General features: G+C 35.4%; 18 protein-coding genes and 1 pseudogene. 10 read left to right on the top strand and 9 right to left on the bottom strand.

Features of this window, described 5'->3' with window-relative positions; all coding sequences use genetic code 11:
• Positions 1–794: 794 nt before the first annotated feature.
• The 3 genes and pseudogenes from CJF42_RS28680 to CJF42_RS27570 form a co-directional block, all read right to left on the bottom strand.
• Positions 795–1,936, bottom strand: a pseudogene (locus CJF42_RS28680) (methyl-accepting chemotaxis protein).
• A 116-nt stretch (positions 1,937–2,052) separates the two neighbouring features.
• Complete coding sequence (locus tag CJF42_RS15980; protein WP_095367649.1) at positions 2,053–2,328, bottom strand: MCP four helix bundle domain-containing protein; 276 nt, start codon at positions 2,326–2,328, stop codon at positions 2,053–2,055.
• A gap of 538 nt (positions 2,329–2,866) precedes the next feature.
• On the bottom strand, positions 2,867–3,103 hold the full coding sequence (locus CJF42_RS27570) for a hypothetical protein (RefSeq protein WP_170940634.1): 237 nt from the start codon (positions 3,101–3,103) through the stop codon (positions 2,867–2,869).
• Between the two features lie 312 nt (positions 3,104–3,415).
• Between CJF42_RS27570 and betI the strand changes: the two genes are divergently transcribed.
• From betI to CJF42_RS15940, 7 genes are all read left to right on the top strand, one after another.
• Positions 3,416–4,024 carry a transcriptional regulator BetI gene (gene betI / locus CJF42_RS15970; protein ID WP_095367648.1) on the top strand — a complete coding sequence of 203 codons (609 nt, stop codon included), beginning with the start codon at positions 3,416–3,418 and terminating at the stop codon, positions 4,022–4,024.
• Positions 4,012–5,475 carry a betaine-aldehyde dehydrogenase gene (betB, locus tag CJF42_RS15965; RefSeq protein WP_095367647.1) on the top strand — a complete coding sequence of 488 codons (1,464 nt, stop codon included), beginning with the start codon at positions 4,012–4,014 and terminating at the stop codon, positions 5,473–5,475. Before betI ends, betB begins: the two co-directional genes overlap by 13 nt.
• Positions 5,476–5,573: 98 nt before the next feature.
• Positions 5,574–7,259, top strand: a complete 1,686-nt coding sequence (betA, locus tag CJF42_RS15960) for a choline dehydrogenase (RefSeq protein WP_095367646.1) — start codon at positions 5,574–5,576, stop codon at positions 7,257–7,259.
• A 180-nt stretch (positions 7,260–7,439) separates the two neighbouring features.
• Positions 7,440–8,657 carry a choline transporter gene (locus CJF42_RS15955; RefSeq protein WP_095367645.1) on the top strand — a complete coding sequence of 406 codons (1,218 nt, stop codon included), beginning with the start codon at positions 7,440–7,442 and terminating at the stop codon, positions 8,655–8,657.
• A 16-nt stretch (positions 8,658–8,673) separates the two neighbouring features.
• Positions 8,674–9,384, top strand: a complete 711-nt coding sequence (locus CJF42_RS15950; protein ID WP_095367644.1) for a TorF family putative porin — start codon at positions 8,674–8,676, stop codon at positions 9,382–9,384.
• Positions 9,385–9,595: 211 nt separating this feature from the next.
• Positions 9,596–10,921, top strand: coding sequence for an aspartate aminotransferase family protein (locus CJF42_RS15945; RefSeq protein WP_095367643.1), 1,326 nt, complete (start codon positions 9,596–9,598; stop codon positions 10,919–10,921).
• Between the two features lie 98 nt (positions 10,922–11,019).
• Positions 11,020–11,439 (top strand): Replicative DNA helicase, encoded by a 420-nt coding sequence (locus CJF42_RS15940; RefSeq protein ID WP_095367642.1) that lies wholly within the window; start codon positions 11,020–11,022, stop codon positions 11,437–11,439.
• Between the two features lie 38 nt (positions 11,440–11,477).
• Here the strand turns inward: CJF42_RS15940 and CJF42_RS15935 are convergent, their stop codons facing one another.
• Both CJF42_RS15935 and CJF42_RS15930 read right to left on the bottom strand, forming a co-directional pair.
• A complete protein-coding gene (locus CJF42_RS15935) occupies positions 11,478–11,693 on the bottom strand; it encodes a hypothetical protein (RefSeq protein WP_212668832.1) in 216 nt (71 codons plus the stop codon).
• A 149-nt stretch (positions 11,694–11,842) separates the two neighbouring features.
• The gene (locus CJF42_RS15930; RefSeq protein WP_095367641.1) at positions 11,843–12,181 is read right to left on the bottom strand and encodes a zinc ribbon domain-containing protein YjdM; all 339 of its coding nucleotides are present in this window, start codon (positions 12,179–12,181) and stop codon (positions 11,843–11,845) included.
• Between the two features lie 291 nt (positions 12,182–12,472).
• On the opposite strand from CJF42_RS15930, the gene CJF42_RS28135 reads away from it, so the two are divergent.
• A complete protein-coding gene (locus tag CJF42_RS28135) occupies positions 12,473–12,727 on the top strand; it encodes a hypothetical protein (RefSeq protein WP_212668831.1) in 255 nt (84 codons plus the stop codon).
• Between the two features lie 77 nt (positions 12,728–12,804).
• Here CJF42_RS28135 and CJF42_RS15920 read toward each other — a convergent pair whose 3' ends face one another.
• Positions 12,805–14,130 carry a DEAD/DEAH box helicase gene (locus CJF42_RS15920; RefSeq protein WP_095367640.1) on the bottom strand — a complete coding sequence of 442 codons (1,326 nt, stop codon included), beginning with the start codon at positions 14,128–14,130 and terminating at the stop codon, positions 12,805–12,807.
• Positions 14,131–14,517: 387 nt separating this feature from the next.
• Between CJF42_RS15920 and CJF42_RS15915 the strand changes: the two genes are divergently transcribed.
• Both CJF42_RS15915 and CJF42_RS15910 read left to right on the top strand, forming a co-directional pair.
• A complete protein-coding gene (locus tag CJF42_RS15915; RefSeq protein WP_095367639.1) occupies positions 14,518–14,772 on the top strand; it encodes a hypothetical protein in 255 nt (84 codons plus the stop codon).
• The gene (locus CJF42_RS15910) at positions 14,769–15,026 is read left to right on the top strand and encodes a DUF5700 domain-containing putative Zn-dependent protease (protein WP_353651685.1); all 258 of its coding nucleotides are present in this window, start codon (positions 14,769–14,771) and stop codon (positions 15,024–15,026) included. The genes CJF42_RS15915 and CJF42_RS15910 overlap by 4 nt, the downstream gene beginning before the upstream one ends.
• Positions 15,027–15,379: 353 nt before the next feature.
• Here the strand turns inward: CJF42_RS15910 and CJF42_RS15905 are convergent, their stop codons facing one another.
• The 3 genes from CJF42_RS15905 to CJF42_RS29105 form a co-directional block, all read right to left on the bottom strand.
• The gene (locus tag CJF42_RS15905; protein ID WP_095367637.1) at positions 15,380–15,748 is read right to left on the bottom strand and encodes a tautomerase family protein; all 369 of its coding nucleotides are present in this window, start codon (positions 15,746–15,748) and stop codon (positions 15,380–15,382) included.
• Positions 15,749–16,040: 292 nt separating this feature from the next.
• Positions 16,041–17,192 (bottom strand): murein transglycosylase domain-containing protein, encoded by a 1,152-nt coding sequence (locus CJF42_RS15900; protein WP_095367636.1) that lies wholly within the window; start codon positions 17,190–17,192, stop codon positions 16,041–16,043.
• 95 nt (positions 17,193–17,287) lie between these two features.
• Entirely contained in the window at positions 17,288–17,419 is a 132-nt protein-coding gene (locus CJF42_RS29105; RefSeq protein WP_286203504.1) for a hypothetical protein, read from the bottom strand.
• Between the last annotated feature and the right edge of the window lie 469 nt (positions 17,420–17,888).

The following is a 17,888-nucleotide window of genomic DNA, read 5'->3' as shown; positions in this document are numbered from 1 at the left end:
TTTTCAATCCTTTAGGCGATACAAATACCATAGAAATTTTTAGATTTTTTGGTGAACCAAGTTTTGCCCAAATGTTAGATTATAATGTTTTTATTCATTGGTAATAACTGTATTCAGAAAAATCATAATTAGCATAACATTCCACCCCAGAAATAATGTCTTTTTATATCTGAATATAATTTGAAAAACTCTCTTGCTGAAATACTTTTTATCACCTGCATGATCTGACTTGATGACATTTTTAATTCCCTTCTTTAGACCATATGAAATGGCTATATATGCTTACCCAGCTCGCACCTCTTTGAAAATTTATTTTCCCTTATGGTGAAAATTATAGCCCAAGTTCGGAATATTATAACTATGACGAAGTACCCCTTTATAATTGTAACCCCTAAGCTCTGCAGGCAAATTAAAAAAAAAGTTGAGTTTATAATTTTCTGCATAAGAAAATACTGAAAAGAATCAACAGGAAAGTAATATCCGACATTCCGCACCCAAAGTCGATATTTTAAATTCTGAGTGAATCTTGATTAAAACAGACTTAGGTTTCAAATAGCGTTGTCTATTAAATATACATTGTGCGTAATATCAGTAATGTCATTTTAATCATTAATAATCCGTTAAATTTAATGCAAGCAACAAACTAAAAAGCATTTCTACCTTAGTCAGGTCTAACCTAGCATTAATCAAATATAGAGTAAATAGCGTCCAGACTTAGTTATTTTGATGCAGATAGCCGCATCATTATGGGTATTTTTATCACATGAAAAACACATTACATCTTTTAAATTTTTTCATGATGATACTTTAAATCTATTAAGGGCTGCATAAAGGTTAAAAATATTATTTTTAATATCATGATTAGCATTTACTATCTTTTTTGCCCCTTGTGTTGTTTTATTGGCTATAGTGGTTATGTTCACAAGATTTTTATTAACTTCTTCTGCTACCATAGATTGCTGATTAGCAGCTGTCGCCATTTGAGTGTTTAAATCAGAAATTTCATTCATTGCTTGAAATGCATCTTTAAAAATGGCAAATGTTCCCCCACTTTTTGCTAAACACTCCTTTGCGCTATCAGTACCTTTATTCATACTTTCTACGGCATTACGCGCTTCACGTTGTAATCGCACAACTAGGTTTTGAATATCTACAGTTGAGGTTTGCGTGCGTTTCGCAAGCGTTCTAACCTCATCAGCTACAACAGCAAAGCTCGACCACTTTCTCCTGCTCTAGCGGCTTCTATCGCAGCATTGAGTGCCAATAAATTTGTTTGCTCTGCTATGCCTTGTATAGTAGCTAATACATTACCAATATTGTTCGTTTCTGATACTAGTGATTTAATAACATTTTCTGCATCGCCAATCTCATGGGCCAAACGTTCAATGATATTTTCCGTTTCCGTTGCACCAGTTTGTCCTTGTAATATCTTTAAGCGAACACCATCCGTAACTGTTGATGCGCTAAGTGCATTATTCGCAACCTCGGTAGTTGAACTACTCATCTCTTGAACTGCCGTAGAAACCATTTCTGTTTCGATTTTCTGAGTCTCTATGTCAGTAAGTGTGGTCTGTACTATTTTCGAGGCTAAATCTGATGCACTGCTAAGCGAATTTGCTTGCTGATTCGTGTTTTGAACTGTTTCATTTAATGTAGCAAGTAGTCGGTTAAAAGCTTTAGCGACTACCGTGGTTTCATCTTTACCATTTTCTTCTAGCCTTAAGCTTAAATCACCATCTCCATCATTTATTTCAACTAGTCGCTCGATTAAATTAAAGATAGGCTTGGAAATTGAGTTATTTATTATTGCAATCAATACCGTACCGACAATAAAACCTATAATAGATAAAATACCAATTAATTTAATGCCTATTTGTTCATCGTGTTCCGCTTTTCTTGCAGCTTCTAAGGTAAAAAATTGGATATCCTCTAACATTACAATAAGACTATGTTTAACTTTATCTTCATGTATTTCAATCGACTTTATTTCTTGATAAAGTGTTGCAACTTTGTATTCATTAGTTTTAGATAGTACATTTTCAATTTCGATGGTTAATTGATTAAATTCTTGTTGTGCTCTAGGTTACCATTTTCGCTTAAACTCGCTTTTAACAACGAACGTTCAAATAACACAGCTTGTTCTAATTGGTGCTCAGCAAGTTTAGTTATTTTATTTGTTAATGGAATGTTATTTTCAGCAATTTCGATTAGTTCAGTACCAATTTTATCCATTTTAATAAGAGAAATACCTCCCATCAGCAGCATTAGCAGTAGTATAATTATACCCAACAAAGATATTTTTTGCGTAATTCTTAAATTGGAAATCATGTTACACCTCAAAAAGTATGATAATTAAAACAGAGATTAAAAAATTAACTCTTTATAAATTATTTTTTTATAATTACAAAAAAAATTACTCATGTAAATTCTATATGCAAAACTTCTGAACTTTATATTTTTTCAGTAAAAGTGAGCAGAACAGATTACTTTAATCACTAAACCTTTCTAATTTGTATGTTTTGTTATTTATTACCTTTTTTAGGTTTTTTTAATTACGATCATATTCTAAAAAAGTAATAAACAGATATTCGATTTTGCAACAAAGACAACTTGAAGAATTCACAACAGAAATGACGCAATGTGCATTAATTATCCTTACAATAGAGCAGCAAACAGAAAAGTGTGGTTTTGGGCCCTCGTCAGAGTATAAATTTTTAAAGCGGTGATTATCAGATACCTATAAAAGCGCTTTTCAAAAGAAGTCGCTCTCCCATTTACAACGCAGTTCGAAATGACTAAAAGTAAAGGTCAATTTTCAGAATTAAAAGTGAGCTCCATTAAACTGAGCCTGCCAATACTAAAAGCATCATAACAAAAGCGAGTAGACCAGACTAAAGTGAAACAAAAAAGTGCAGTTAAGCATTTTTAGTAAATCAAACTTAGTTATATACCCAAGCCACTTCAAGATGCGTACTTCAGGACTGCTGAGCAACTCATGATCTCGGCGCATCTTTGTATTAATGGTTGCTCCCTTAAAATAAGATGGACCGGCAATATCCTGCATTGCTCTAGTATCTACATCTATGCAGGCAACAACGAGCATGATTTTCTAAGAAGCCCCCGCTGGATTGGTTTAGAAACGCTTAAGCTGCGTTATGATTCATCATCAGGGAATACCATGAATTACAAATCATGTCTTGTACTCGTATCCTACTCAAGCTCTGAAACCTGCATTTCCAAGTGACATGGATTATATACATCAAACTTCATCTTACGTCGTTTAAATATATCTTAAAAGAACAGTTATTTCAGTCAAATTACGGTAACCCCCTGCAACATCTTGTTGATAATTCTAGCTCAAACCTTTAAAATTATTATTGATTGAACGTTCAATTAAAAATAAAAAGAGAAATGAGTGCCAAAAATTGGAATGCAACCTCTGCGAAAACAGCAGTTAATTAATGCGACTTTAGAGTCCGTAGCACAATTCGGATTACAAAAAACCACCGTAGTTACCATTAGTAAGATAGCTGGTTTATCATCAGGTATTATTAGTCACTATTTTGGTGGTAAGCAGGGGTTAATCGAAGCAACTGTTAAATATCTTTTAGAGCAGTTGAAAGTCGCGTTATTAGAAGGAATGACTAACCCCCCGCTCACTGCAAATGAAAGACTAAAAATGATTGTAGAGGCCAATTTCACTCAACTACAACGCTCTATTCCTGCAACTAAAACTTGGCTTAGTTTTTGGGCGCAATCAATGCACGATCCCGGACTTGCAAGATTACAAAATATCAATAGCAAACGCTTATACAGCAATCTACTATTTTCTTTTCGCCAAATACTCGATGAGGATTTAGCACAAATAGCATCAAAACAAACAGCTGCAATGATCGATGGCTTTTGGTTACGCAGTGCATTAAGCACAAAGCCCAAAGAAGAATTTAAACAAGCACAACAATTATGTAAAAACTTTATAGATGAACAGATAAAACAGTACGGAGATATTTCATGTCAATCATAAGCTATAAAAACTATGTAGATGGTGCCTACTTGGCAAATACCAGCGGCGAAACATTTGATGTGATTAACCCCGCTACAGGAAAAATAATCTATCAAGTTGAAATTGCTGATGAGCACATCAAACAAAAAGCAATATCAAGTGCAAAATCTGGTTTTGCTATTTGGTCGGCAATGAGCCCTACTAAGCGCAGCAGAATGTTAAACAAAGCTGTAAGCTTATTACGAGAACGTAATGATAAATTGGCAAAAATTGAAGTTTTAGATACAGGTAAACCTTGGCAAGAAGCCTCTGTAGTAGATGTTCATTCAGGCGCAGATTCAATTGAATTTTTTGCAGGACTCGCACCTGCAATTGAAGGAAATCAGCAATCAATCGATGATGATTTTTATTATACTCGCCGAGAACCTCTTGGTATTTGTGCTGGAATTGGCGCTTGGAACTATCCATTGCAAATCGCTTGCTGGAAATCAGCTCCTGCACTTGCTTGTGGCAATGTCATGATTTTCAAACCATCAGAAGAAACACCTCTAGGCGCATTAAAACTTGCAGAAATTTTCACTGAAGCAGGTATCCCTGATGGTGTATTTAATGTTGTTCAAGGTGCAGGCGATGTGGGTGTTTGGCTAACGCATCATCCTGAAATTGCAAAAATCTCTTTTACGGGCGAAGTCGGTACAGGTAAAAAAGTAATGGCAGCCGCTGCTAACACACTTAAAGATGTGACTATGGAGCTTGGTGGAAAGTCACCGCTTATTATTTTTAATGATGCCGATATCAACAATGCAATTTCTGCGGCCATGATAGGTAATTTTTATACTCAAGGTGAGATTTGCACTAACGTTACCCGCGTATTTGTACAAAAATCAGTTTATCCCACATTTATTGAAAAACTTATTAAGCGAACAAGTCAAAATATTATTGCAGGTGATCCAATGGATCCTAACACCAATTTTGGAGCGTTGATTTCAGCTAAACATCGAGACTTAGTAGAAAAATATATCAATATAGGCATAAAAGAAGGTGCAAAACTACTTTATGGCGGCACACCTCTAAGACCTAAAAATTCACCTGATGGCTATTTTATTGCTCCTACAATTTTTGGTGATTGCACAGATCAAATGACTATTTGCCGCGAAGAGATCTTTGGCCCGGTCATGAGTATTTTAACATTCGATGATGAAGATGAAGTCATCAGCCGCGCCAATGCAACTAGTTTTGGGCTCGCAGCTTCAGTATTTACCCAAGATATTAATCGTGCCCATAGAGTGATTCATCAAATGGAGGCCGGTATTTGTTGGATAAACAGCTATGGTGCCTCTCCTGCTCAAATGCCTGTTGGCGGTTACAAACAATCAGGCATTGGTCGTGAAAATGGTCTTGCTACACTTAACCACTATACACAAATTAAATCAGTATATGTTGGATTACAGCCTTTAGAAAGTCCATTTTAATTGCAATAAGCTTTTCATCACAAAATTTTAAATCATAACCATTTAATTGAGATAAAAACATGCGTTTTGATCTCTCAAGTAGTAAATACGAGTTTTACATGACAAAAGAAAAGTTTGATTACATTATTGTTGGTGCAGGTTCTGCTGGCTGTGTATTAGCTAACCGTCTATCAGAAGACAGTAATAATCAAGTATTACTGCTTGAAACCGGTGGTAGCGATAAAAGCATTTTTATTCAAATGCCAACTGCGCTATCTATTCCTATGAATACAAAAAAATATGCTTGGCAATTTGAAACCCTACCAGAGCCTCATATTGATAATCGTCGCATGCACTGCCCTCGTGGTAAAGTATTAGGTGGTTCGTCTTCAATTAATGGCATGGTTTATGTTCGTGGACATGCAAAAGATTTTGATGAATGGCACGAGCATGGGGCTACAAACTGGGATTATGCACATTGTTTGCCTTATTTCAAAAAAGCCGAAACTTGGGTATTTGAAGGTAATGAATACCGAGGTAAAAATGGACCATTAGGTGTCAATAACGGTAATCAAATGCAGAATCCGCTTTATAAAGCATTTATTGATGCGGGTGTTCAAGCAGGTTATTTTGAAACCAAAGATTATAACGGCGCTCAGCAAGAAGGTTTTGGTCCAATGCATATGACCATAAAAAATGGTGTACGCAGCTCAACATCTAATGCCTATTTACGCCCAGCTATGACACGTAAAAACTTAACTGTGATCACCCATGCATTAGTACACAAGGTTTTGTTAGAAGGCAAAAAAGCAGTTGGTGTACGATATGAACGTAAAGGCAACATTGTTGACATAACAGTTAATAAAGAAGTTATTTTATCGGCAGGCCCAGTGGGTTCTCCACATATTTTACAACTATCAGGAATAGGCCCAAAATCTGTACTTAAAAATGCTGGCATTAAATTAAAGCATGATTTACCCGGTGTAGGCGAAAATTTACAAGATCACTTAGAGTTTTACTTCCAATTCAAATGTAAAAAGCCAATATCACTTAATGGCGAACTAGATTTATGGAGTAAGTTCATCATAGGCACACGCTGGATTTTGACTAAAAAAGGCCTAGGTTCAACCAACCATTTTGAATCTTGTGGTTTTATTCGCTCTAAAAAGAATGTGCAATGGCCTGATTTGCAATATCACTTTTTACCCGCCGCAATGCGATATGATGGTAAAGAAGCCTTTTCCGGTCATGGATTCCAAGTGCATATTGGCCATAATAAACCAAAAAGCCGCGGTTTTATTAAAGCGAACTCATCGGATCCTACAGCGCCTCCTCAGATTCAGTTTAATTACCTTGAACATGAAGCTGACCGTGAAGGGTTTCGTGCCTGTGTACGTTTAACCCGTGAAATTATTCACCAATCTGCATTAGACGAATACCGCGGTGAAGAAATTCAACCAGGAACACATGTTCAAACCGATGACGAAATTGATACCTTTGTTCGTCAATTTGTCGAAAGTGCTTATCATCCCTCATGTTCATGTAAAATGGGCACTGACAAACTATCTGTTGTTGACCCTGAAACTAAAGTACATGGTATTGCAGGATTAAGAGTGGTTGATTCCTCAATATTTACCACCATTCCAAACGGTAATCTCAATGCACCGACCATTATGGTTGCAGAGCGTGCTGCTGATTTCATTCTAGGACGAGAAACTTTACCACCATCTACTGCCCAAGTGAGCATAGCGCCTAACTGGCAGCAGCAACAACGAGCAAATAAGCCAAGTAGAAAAATAGATTAAATTCAACCGCGGGTATTTTTAATTCGTTAATTTTCGCAATCATGACACTCATAATCATTGTTATCATTGCGAAAGTTAATATTTAGGAGAATTTCTAAAAATTAAAAATGCGCTCATTATAAAAAAGAAACAGGAGTAAAACGTGTTTATATCCACTAAAATCAAAATAAGGAGACTGCTATGACCCCTTGGTTATCTGCTGGCATCTTATTCACTTTTTCAGCCATCGCCTTTGTGTTATATCGCTGGGGGAATATTCGCTGTGTTGGTGTAACGCCCGTTAAAACATTCACTTTTATTGCGATTTTATTTACTTCAGGACTAGATGTGGGCCTAATAATGTTCCCATTAACCGAATTTTCTGGTTATGCCGATTTAGCAACCAGTCCTGAGTACGCATTTACTAATCCACTTGCTATAGAGTTTGGCTTTTGGGCATTTCTAATTTGGGGTTTTTACTTCCTTACTTGCTTTTATTTCTGTGTCATTGAACCAAGAGTTAAGTTCTTTGAGATCCCACTGATCAAATTAATAAATAACGTTGTTATTGTGGGGACTTGTGCCTTTACTGCATACTTATTATTAACTAATTTACCTTGGTATGTGCCCGAACTTGGTGATGGAGAATCTATCATAGGCAGTTTTTACTTAATCGTATTTTTAGTGATTGCTGTTGCTGTTTATTCTAGTACCAGTATTCGTTATGTACGTTTACTAAGTTTACTAACTAGCTGGATGTTTATTGGCTTAATTTTATTAATGTGGGCAGGTGCTTTCCTCTCCGAAGGCTCTAGTATTGGTGAGTTTGCAACGACTATCTCTCTACTTGGTGGCTACTTTGGCAATATTCATGAGTTTGTTTTACCGATGAATGCTTACCATGAGTTCTATCTTTATTGGTGGTTTGCATGGAGCATCATGATTGGTCAATTTACGGCACGCTTTGTAGGTGGATTACGCACTTATCAAATACTGGCTGCAATGTTGGTATTCCCATCAATTCCAATCGCGATTTGGTTTACTGTATTGTATTACTATAGTGCAAATGGTTTAGAAACAGCAGGTTTTTACAATATAACAATGGCAATTGTAGGCGTGACTTTTGTCGTTAACTCACTTGATTCATTGATCCGTTTATATACAGATAACTTAAATTTAACTGTATCTAGACTCGGTAAAGTTAAGTACTTTTTAGGCAATTTAGTTGCTCTGAGCTTACTCACTTTATTATTTAAATTGGACTTCTTACAGATCCAATGGGTAGGTGCTGTTGTTATTGGATTATTCTTTACTTGTTTTGGTTATATTCTATTTTCCAAATTCAAGGTTGTTAGTGAGATAGCATGCTCACCAAAAGAAAATAAAATCGACTTTAATAAAATTGAACTAGTTAATTAATATGAGTATAAAAATAATGAATAAAAACATCCTAGCTATTGCGGCTACTAGCTTACTTACAGTATCTGTCGCTTCACAAGCTGCGTTATCTTCAACTGTAAACCTAGCATCTGACTATACGTTTAACGGTGTTAGTCAAACAATTAATGATCCAGCTCTGCAGGCAAGTTTTGACTATGCTGCTGATAACGGTTTTTATGCTGGCACATGGGCATCTAACGTTGACTTTGGTTCAGGTGAAGATACCAACATTGAATGGGATGCTTATATAGGTAAGTTTTTTCAGCTTAATGAAAAAGTAGGTCTAGATACAGGTATAGCGTATTACACTTACCATGGTGATGACGTTTCAGATACTTATAACTATCCTGAAGCCTACGCTAAATTTTCTTATAACTCTGCTATGGGTGATACCCAGCTTAACTTCTGGTATAGCTGGGATTACTTTGGTTTAGACGTAAATCATTATATTGCAATGATAGCCCATACAGTAGCAGTTGCAGATGGTCATAACATTAAATTAAGTTTTGATCGTTCTACTTCAGCCGATGAAGATAAATGGTATTGGGGAGAAGAAGGTAACGATGCCTATAACCATTACCGTGTTGAATACATGACAAGTTTACATGATTTTAATTTTAGCTTAGCAGCAGAGAATACAAACATGGACATAGATACAGCTGATTCACGTATCGTGCTAGCTGTATCGCGTAAATTTAGTTTCTAAGCTATTTTTAGAACGATATAAAATAAGCCGGCTCAAGTCGGTTTTTATCTATAACCTCAACTATGTTAGATAGATAGGTTATTTAACACTCGTTAAAATTAACGATTCACTAACCAGTTAGTTGCTTAGCCTTATTGGTATGACTACATATATTTTTATGTCGCATACAACTAATATTGAAATAAAATTTAAGAGAATTAAGAGCACTTCCATGACTAAGATACACAAACCTAGCAGTATAACGATGTTTAAAAGAGCCATTGATAACATGCCTTTAGGTGTTGCCGATAGTTACCGTTACTGGGGTGAAGACAATACCGTATTTTTAAAAAGCATGAAAGGATGCACTATCACTGACTGTGATGATCAAACTTTTACAGATTTTCGTTTAGCTTATGGTCCTATAATATTAGGTTATCGCGATGAACGTATTGATAAAGAAGTAATTAATACCATTACTCATGTAGGCACTATTTCCGGTTTTTCTACAGGCTTAGATTCAGATGTGGTCGAATTAATAAAGTCTCTTTGTCCTAATATCGAAAAAATGCGTTTTTCAAACTCTGGTACTGAAGCTGTAATTGGTGCGGTGCGTACAGCGCGTGGTTTCACTAAACGTAATAAAATTGTCGTGGTAGAAGGTGGTTTTCATGGATTACACGATGAAGTAATGTGGAAATCAGATGTTGATAACTGGGATATTAATACTCAAGAAGCGCCTGAAATTATTCCTTTTGGTGGCGGTATTCCACACAATACCCGAGAACACCAAGTAAGTGTACCACTTAATGACTTTGATGCACTTGATGCTGTTTTTGCTGCACATGGCAATGATATTGCTGCTATTTTAATTGAGCCTATTATGGGTAACTGTGGTTCAATTGCATCTACACAAAAATATATGCAAAAGCTACGTAATATATGTGATGCTAACGCCTCATTACTTATCTTGGATGAGGTGAAAACGGGTTTCCGTGTTGCAAAAGGTGGTGCACAATCTTTGTATGGTATTCATGCCGATTTAACCACATATGCAAAAGCAATTGGCAACGGCTACCCTGTTGCTTGTTTTGGTGGGCGTGCAGATGTAATGGATACGATTTCGTTTGATAAAAATGGCGTAACGCATGGCGGTACTTATACTGCAAATATGGTGGCATTAAGTGCCGCAAAAGCCACTTTAACAGTACTCAAAGAAACTGACGCACTTGAAACAATAAATAGTGTAGGTAAAGCTATTAAAGCCTTATTATCTCGTGTTTTTACCAAGTTTGGTATTGAGCATTGTTTTGCAGGTCCTGACGCTATGTTTGGTGTACATTTTGGTAGCACAGTACCGCAAAATTACCGTGACTGGAAGCAAACAAACAGTGATCTTTACACGCAATTTGCTCTTAACTTAATTAATAACGGTGTGATGTTAGAGCCAGACTCACGTGAACCTTGGTTTATATGCGAAGCACATCAAACAACTGACTTAAAATGGTTAGAGCAGGTAGCTGAAAAATCGATGGAAGCAGCGATTAACGCGAAATAAGTCGGTTTTAAAACCCTTTTAAGCTTATGTTTAGTTATAACAAAAGCTTTATAATCATCGCGTAATTTTTAAGAAACCATAATTAAATAAGGCCACACATGAATACAAAAATATATAAGAGAGTACTTTCACTCACTGATAACTTATTGGCGGCGGCGGAACAAAAAAATCAAAAAAGATTTGATGGCTTTTATTCAGAATTAAAGCAACTGTGTGAAGAAAATGAAAATTCAGATAAAGACCATCCGGTGCAGTGGGAAACGCTTGCGGATTTTACCGATAATTTAGCGCTTGCTGTTACTATTTATGAACAAGCCTTAATTAAAGCTGAAGCAATTAACTCTAAAGACTTCCGTTCTTCTATCGGTTATTCAATTGGTGCATTAAAAATCGAGCTCGGTGATAAAATGGGTGCTATTGAGAATCTAGAAAAAGCTAAAATTAGCTGTAATAAAATCGCAGATAAGGAGCTTAAAGCAGAGATACACGACTTATTAGAAAAACTTAAAAACTCATAGTTCCACTCGCAGGCTAATTTGAAATAGAGTGATCCTTGTCACTCTATTTCAGCAAGAATATAACCTAACTTTCTTTCAGTAATTTGATTGTTATGAAAGTAGTCCATTGCTAATTTTTTGTTCCATTTTTGGCCCTTTGGTGCATGTGGTAAAGTAAAATCTAACGCTAATAGTGATAGATCTGAAATCGTATGACCCTTCTCTATATCAGCTTTTGCACATTTAAAAAGTATATAATCTATTGAGTCTTGCAAACCATAGAAATGCCAGTTAAATCCTGCGATACAACCGCCAACTACTTTTTCTTTATTATCAAGAATATCAATTTTTCTCTCGGCGCAGCCAAAAAGAAGTACAATAAAACAAAAAAAGAAATACGTGTTTTACGTTCATATTGTTTACCTTAAGCCTTTTTAACAAATTTAGCTGTTACCATCATTTCACCCACGCCATCAACTTTACAATCGAGTTCATGGTCTTTTTTATCAAGTATACGTCTCACAAGCGCTTTAGTACCAATCTTAATGATTTGCGAGCTGCCCTTTATTTTTAAGTCTTTAGCAACTGTTACCTTATCCCCATCACTTAATAAAGTACCATTGGCATCTTTGACAATCACAGCGTCTTCATCTGGTTCTTGCGGATTCCATTCATAAGTACATTCGGGGCATATCAAAAGAGATTGATCTTGATACACATATTCAGATTCACATTTAGGACAAAAAGGTAAGGCTGTACTCATAATTTATTCAATAATATCAGTAAAAATTATCGCTATTTTAGCAGTCCAGTAATCACATTTAAATGATAAGAATATTTAAATGGTCAAATACAAGATATTTATTGCAGGTAATGGTTATTCCCTTATCAACATAAATAACTTGGTAGTTGACCATTTAAAACCCGCCCGTAGGGAATTTTAAATGAAGATAGGAAAAAACGTTCAGGAATGCTGTTCTTCAATGAAGATGGCATTGAAGCTGGGGGCTGTATTTATGACGGAAGTAAAAATTAAAAAAAACATAGCACAGGTATGTCACTCACATTCGAACAATATAATGGCGATCAAGTAATACAACTATTAACGACTGATACGCTACGTGGCGACAAGCGAATAGTTAGATCTGGTTTGGCCTTTAATGATAGAGCTGACGGTGGTTTACTCACTGCATTTTATAAAAATGGAAAGCGTCATTACTTAAACGAAAATACTTTTGCAGTGTACATCACTAATTTACCCAAACCAGTAAAAACAAGCCAAAGTAGAAATAGCCAGTTTTCACAGTAGTTAGGGCTCAATAGCTAACTTAAAAGCTATAAGTCTATTTAAGATTAATTTTAGGTGTTCTGAATTCATTCGATAGTTTATCGTCTAGATTTTTTACGACCTTTAGATTTTCCGTTGTTAGGCTGTGGATCAGCCTCAAAATTGCCATATTCGTCATCTTCAACTTTCTTTTTATTTGACCTCCCTTTTCGCTGAGTATTTAAAGCTGCTTTAGATTTTGCATTTTTCTCTTTAGCTGCAGCTTTGGCAATTTCCTTTGCTATCTCCTTTTTATTCGCTTTAAAACCTGCGACAGTCTCTAATTCAAACTTACGCTCAATTAATCGCTCTATCGCCTGTAATTGCTTAGTTTCATCGGCACTAAACAATGACACAGCTAACCCTAGCGTACCAGCACGCCCCGTGCGCCCTATTCTATGTACGTAATCTTCTGGTACATATGGCAGGTCAAAATTAACCACATAAGGTAATTGATTTACATCTATACCGCGAGAAGCAATATCAGTTGCAACTAAAACACTAATATCTTCATTTTTAAAGCCATCTAACGCTAAGGTACGTGCGTGCTGGGTTCTGTTTGCATGAATTGATGCAGCAGTTATTCCTGCTACTTTAAGTTCAGATACCAAATTATCAGCGCCATGCTTAGTGCGACTAAAAACCAAAACTTGATGCCATTCATTCTTTTTTATTAAGTGAATTAATAATTCACCTTTTCGTGATTTTTCTACTGAATATATTTTCTGCTTAATCTTATCAACGGTACTGTTTGCAGTTGTCACTTCAATTAATAGCGGGTTATTTAACATACCATTTGCAAGCAACTTTATCTCTGGTGAAAAAGTAGCAGAAAACATTAAGGTTTGACGCTTATTAGGTAACAGACTTTTTATATGGCGAATATCATCAATAAAGCCTAAATCCAACATGCGATCGGCCTCGTCCAAAACTAATATTTCAAGTTGTTCAAAGTTAATCGCATTTTGATTATATAAATCACGCAAACGACCAGGGGTCGCAACTAAGACATCAACACCGCCTTGCAATAAGGTAATTTGCGGCTCAATTCTAACACCACCAAACACAGCCGCAGAGATCAGATTCATATGACGACTATAGCTTGCTATGCTTTTTGCGACTTGCGCAGCGAGCTCTCGGGTTGGTGTAATGACTAATGCACGTACAGAGTGAGCTTTAGTGCTTTCACCTTCAGACAAAAGCTGCACCATTGGCAACGAAAAACCAGCGGTCTTACCTGTACCTGTTTGTGAAATAGCCATCACATCGCGCTTTTTAATCACAGCAGGAATAGCCTCAACCTGTATTGGTGAAGGCTTTATATAGCCTTGTTCTGAAACAGCTTTCACTAATTCATCACTCAAGCCTAAAGCGCAAAAAGACATAGTTATACATTCCTTGGGTTGATTAAGATTTTTTATATTAGGTCTGATGTAGAGTAAGTAACAATTATTATTTTATAAGCACTTAGATGCGCATAACTAAAGTGGTGACCTAACGCTTTAATCACAAATTAAAGCGATTTTAAAACATAACGCCATTAACGACTCAAATTTGTGGCTATAATAACCGAGAATGAGCAAAAGCCAACTGATTTGTGCTGATTTAAATAACCACTTCACATTTATTTCACTTAAAAGTTTATAAGCTCGCCCCAAAAATATAAAAAGGAGCCTTGCTAATGCTTAAAAAAATCATGGGAATATTGTTAACCCTGAAAGATCAACAGCCCCTAGTATAGTGCTCTCATAAATTGACTTGGAGCACACATTATGAAAAAAATGATAGCAACCATTACCTTTATTTTTTTATTAGCGGGCTATTCATTATTGGCAAAAAGTGCCGTTCAAGATGTTGATGCTCCTGTTAATAAATATGATTTTTCAGCACTATCGGATGGAATAAAGTTAACAAATGAACTGAAATTTGGGTTTCAACCCTCAGAGCAACAATGGCAAATTTTGTTTGAACACCAAGCTTATGAGTTGATTTTTTCCATTTCTGATTTAGGTCAAGAAAAGCTATAAATAACCTAGATTGGCTTGATACCTATAAAAGTTCACTGTTCAATTCTAGAGCAATAGAGCGTTTTTTAAAGTTGGCAAACCAGTATATCCCAGAAACATTTCGTTCTTCAAAAGCACCAAAGTATTTTTTTGGCTTTTTTGGACAAAATGCACATTCCAGCACAGAGGGTGTTGTAATGGACCCATATCTTGGCTATTTGTCAGATATTGCAGCCCCTTTTGAATTGGGTGGTCAAGAAAAAACTTTTAGATGAAGCCTCTCCTTTTTCTGAATATAATGAGAGCTGAATTACAGAGAGTCTGATTTTGAGTTATTAGGCTTAACACCCTATCACGCCGAATTTAAAGCTTAACGTTTGAATGAGTTTACTATAATTATGCAGTTGCGATAAATGATTTTAGCTTTTTCCAAGTACTTCAAAGCCAACTTATACTTCCCTTCATCATAAAGATATTCACCATAGAAATAATTAGGACCTATGCCGTAGGATTGATTAACAATGCTTTATTCAACATCACTTTTGCATCATCAATACTAAATAATTTAAGTGAAATGCTTATAAATAGACAAAAAAAGGGCAAAGAAAATAAAAAATAAATTTACATTTTAACTTGAAACGTTATCAACCATATTCAGTAGTTTATCTCCTTCAACACAATGTATATTGGTTGTGTAGTAATCCAAACTATATTCAATGTTTAAGGAAAAGTATAAGCTTTGTTTAAGGTGAATCTTTATCGCCTTTTCAATTTCAACACTTAAATTTTGGGTAAACACTTTATCTCGATGAGGCTTTGTTAATAAAGACACAGTAACGAGTATGTGCGAGTATTTATACTGAGAACAAGGATAAGCTCTTGATTTGCATTCACCAGCGCTTATATCCTTTTCATTAATGATTCTCTCGACAACATCAAAGACTTTGTTGGTATCTATCTCTAAATTATCAGAATATTTAATTTCTACATGAGGCATGTAAACCTGCTCCTTCAACGCATAACTAGCCTCTTCCACAGTACCGCGTTTTTACGTAATACTTTAGTGACCAAACATAAAGAAGAAGACTCAATGAACTTTTATAATAGCTGACATCCATATTACTGTGAAATAGATTTACATGCACGCCTTATACATGACACATTCATCTGAGTTAATTAAAATTGCAACCACTACCCAGAGAGAGAAATACATGGCAGTGTTTTGTAATGTAATTCTTCGCGGTAAAGCTAAAAACAATCAAAGCATTATTATTACATGTGTGATCTATTTAAAAATATTTAGATTTAGCTTTGGTAACTTTTTCTAAATATCGGCGAGATTCACTCAGTGGATGCTCATAGCGAAGTTTTTTATACACATTTGGCGGTGATTGTGCGTTAATTTTTTTCATCGCAGTGGCTCTATTGGAATCATAAGTTTTTAGCACATTACCTGCACCACCGTTATAAGCTGAAATAATTGTATATTCTCTGCTTTGTTGATGTTTAATGGCTTTTAAGTACCGAGTATTTAATATTTTTAAGTAAGCGGTGCCAATATCAATATTGTGTTTTGGTTGCATTAAGATTGATTTTGTAGGTTGACCTGAACGGCTTTTTTCAAGTTTATATACATCGCGTCCAGCAGTAGAGGGGATCACTTGCATCAAACCGTAGGCATTAGCATGGCTGACAGCATAGGGATTAAATGAACTTTCGGTATCAATGACCGCATAAATTAATGCGGGGGAAATATGATACTGCTTTGCCGCTTTTAACACATATTCACTGTATTTTAGGTGCCGTAAATGCGTGTGTTCTTTTACTAAATTGAATAATACGCTAGTATATTGATTGCCGTCTCGAACAGATTGAGTGAGTTGGTTGTTGACTAAGTAATTGGCATATCGCTTTGCTCGCCATTGATAGCGTACAGGCTTTCCATCATGATCTTGTACTTGTGGGTATAAAAATGGTTCGCCTTTTAAATTAGGTGCTTTACTCGAAAAGATGTCTGTTGTGATTGGGTCGTCGGTTGTGAGTAAAGTTTCATAAATCGCTTTTGACAGTTTATCTTTGGGGTTGTCTGTGGCCACGGTCTCTACTTTTACCCATCCTTTGTCAAAATCCACAATAGCACGCGCCTGATATTCATTAGAGTATTTTACATAGCGTTTTTTACCTGGTAGGGCTTTACGTTCACTTCCCCACACTTTTTCAATTTCGAATTCAAGTGAATTATAAAGTTGCTGTATTTTTTTTGCATCATGGGTAATGGCTTTTTGTGTATTTTTTATACCTGAGGCAATAGCTAGGATATCTTTTGGGTTATTATCAATTTTATTTGAGAGCTTTTTAATTTCAGTGATTGATTTTAAGTGATGTGTCGCTTGGCAAGCAGATAGAAATAAAACAATAATTATAAATATAATAACCCGCATTAACTATTACCTAAAGATGAGTAAGTCTCTGTTTAGTATATCATTAGGGTTAATAAATGAAATAAATACTACAAAACTAATACCAATTAAAAAAATTAACATTCCAAATTAGTCCATTCTCGAACACATAGCTGCTTTACTCGTTCAACATCCTCAATATAGCTATTCCAAGCATCACAACATGCGTCAACAATATCTTCATAACTATCAAAATACCTATTAGCCAACTCATTTTTTCTTAATCATTGCCTTTTTATGCTACGAACCGAATAACGTTTTCCAGAAGACAATGTAGGTAATGAACATGATGATTGTGAAGCGGCTGACACTGAATAGTAGTGACTGTATGGTAGAAATTAAAGCCTGTCTGCTTTAGTACTAAAAGACAATTAATCCCACTATAAAAACTTTATTATGATTATCTTTCGTAATTACTTCAATAAATTATAGAAATGATTTTCGAAAGTTTCATTAAGATCTTTTATTTTTCATGTTTTAATTTTATTAATATTAAATTTTTTGGATCGTGGTGCAATAATTTTATTTAGAAACAGATCAGTAAGAACACCTTAAAAACTTGAATACATTAATAATTTTTAAGTAACCTTAAAATATAAAGCCCTTTAACAAAAAATATCGTTATACTAAAGTAATTTTAATAATCTTTATTACCAGTTAAATTACCGCCGGCAGAGC

The organism is Pseudoalteromonas sp. NBT06-2, assembly GCF_002276045.1.
Lineage (GTDB): Bacteria > Pseudomonadota > Gammaproteobacteria > Enterobacterales > Alteromonadaceae > Pseudoalteromonas.
Note: the sequence above shows the minus strand (reverse complement) of the source record. Positions and strands in the feature narration are given on the sequence as shown.

What these genes read in the sequence shown, in the direction of transcription:
- CJF42_RS15980 (WP_095367649.1), bottom strand. Translation starts at nt 2,328, where the DNA reads ATGATTTCCAATTTAAGAATTACGCAAAAAATATCTTTGTTGGGTATA.
- CJF42_RS27570 (WP_170940634.1), bottom strand. Translation starts at nt 3,103, where the DNA reads ATGCTCGTTGTTGCCTGCATAGATGTAGATACTAGAGCAATGCAGGAT.
- betB (WP_095367647.1), top strand. Translation starts at nt 4,012, where the DNA reads ATGTCAATCATAAGCTATAAAAACTATGTAGATGGTGCCTACTTGGCA.
- betA (WP_095367646.1), top strand. Translation starts at nt 5,574, where the DNA reads ATGACAAAAGAAAAGTTTGATTACATTATTGTTGGTGCAGGTTCTGCT.
- CJF42_RS15955 (WP_095367645.1), top strand. Translation starts at nt 7,440, where the DNA reads ATGACCCCTTGGTTATCTGCTGGCATCTTATTCACTTTTTCAGCCATC.
- CJF42_RS15950 (WP_095367644.1), top strand. Translation starts at nt 8,674, where the DNA reads ATGAATAAAAACATCCTAGCTATTGCGGCTACTAGCTTACTTACAGTA.
- CJF42_RS15945 (WP_095367643.1), top strand. Translation starts at nt 9,596, where the DNA reads ATGACTAAGATACACAAACCTAGCAGTATAACGATGTTTAAAAGAGCC.
- CJF42_RS15940 (WP_095367642.1), top strand. Translation starts at nt 11,020, where the DNA reads ATGAATACAAAAATATATAAGAGAGTACTTTCACTCACTGATAACTTA.
- CJF42_RS15930 (WP_095367641.1), bottom strand. Translation starts at nt 12,181, where the DNA reads ATGAGTACAGCCTTACCTTTTTGTCCTAAATGTGAATCTGAATATGTG.
- CJF42_RS28135 (WP_212668831.1), top strand. Translation starts at nt 12,473, where the DNA reads ATGTCACTCACATTCGAACAATATAATGGCGATCAAGTAATACAACTA.
- CJF42_RS15920 (WP_095367640.1), bottom strand. Translation starts at nt 14,130, where the DNA reads ATGTCTTTTTGCGCTTTAGGCTTGAGTGATGAATTAGTGAAAGCTGTT.
- CJF42_RS15915 (WP_095367639.1), top strand. Translation starts at nt 14,518, where the DNA reads ATGAAAAAAATGATAGCAACCATTACCTTTATTTTTTTATTAGCGGGC.
- CJF42_RS15905 (WP_095367637.1), bottom strand. Translation starts at nt 15,748, where the DNA reads ATGCCTCATGTAGAAATTAAATATTCTGATAATTTAGAGATAGATACC.
- CJF42_RS15900 (WP_095367636.1), bottom strand. Translation starts at nt 17,192, where the DNA reads ATGCGGGTTATTATATTTATAATTATTGTTTTATTTCTATCTGCTTGC.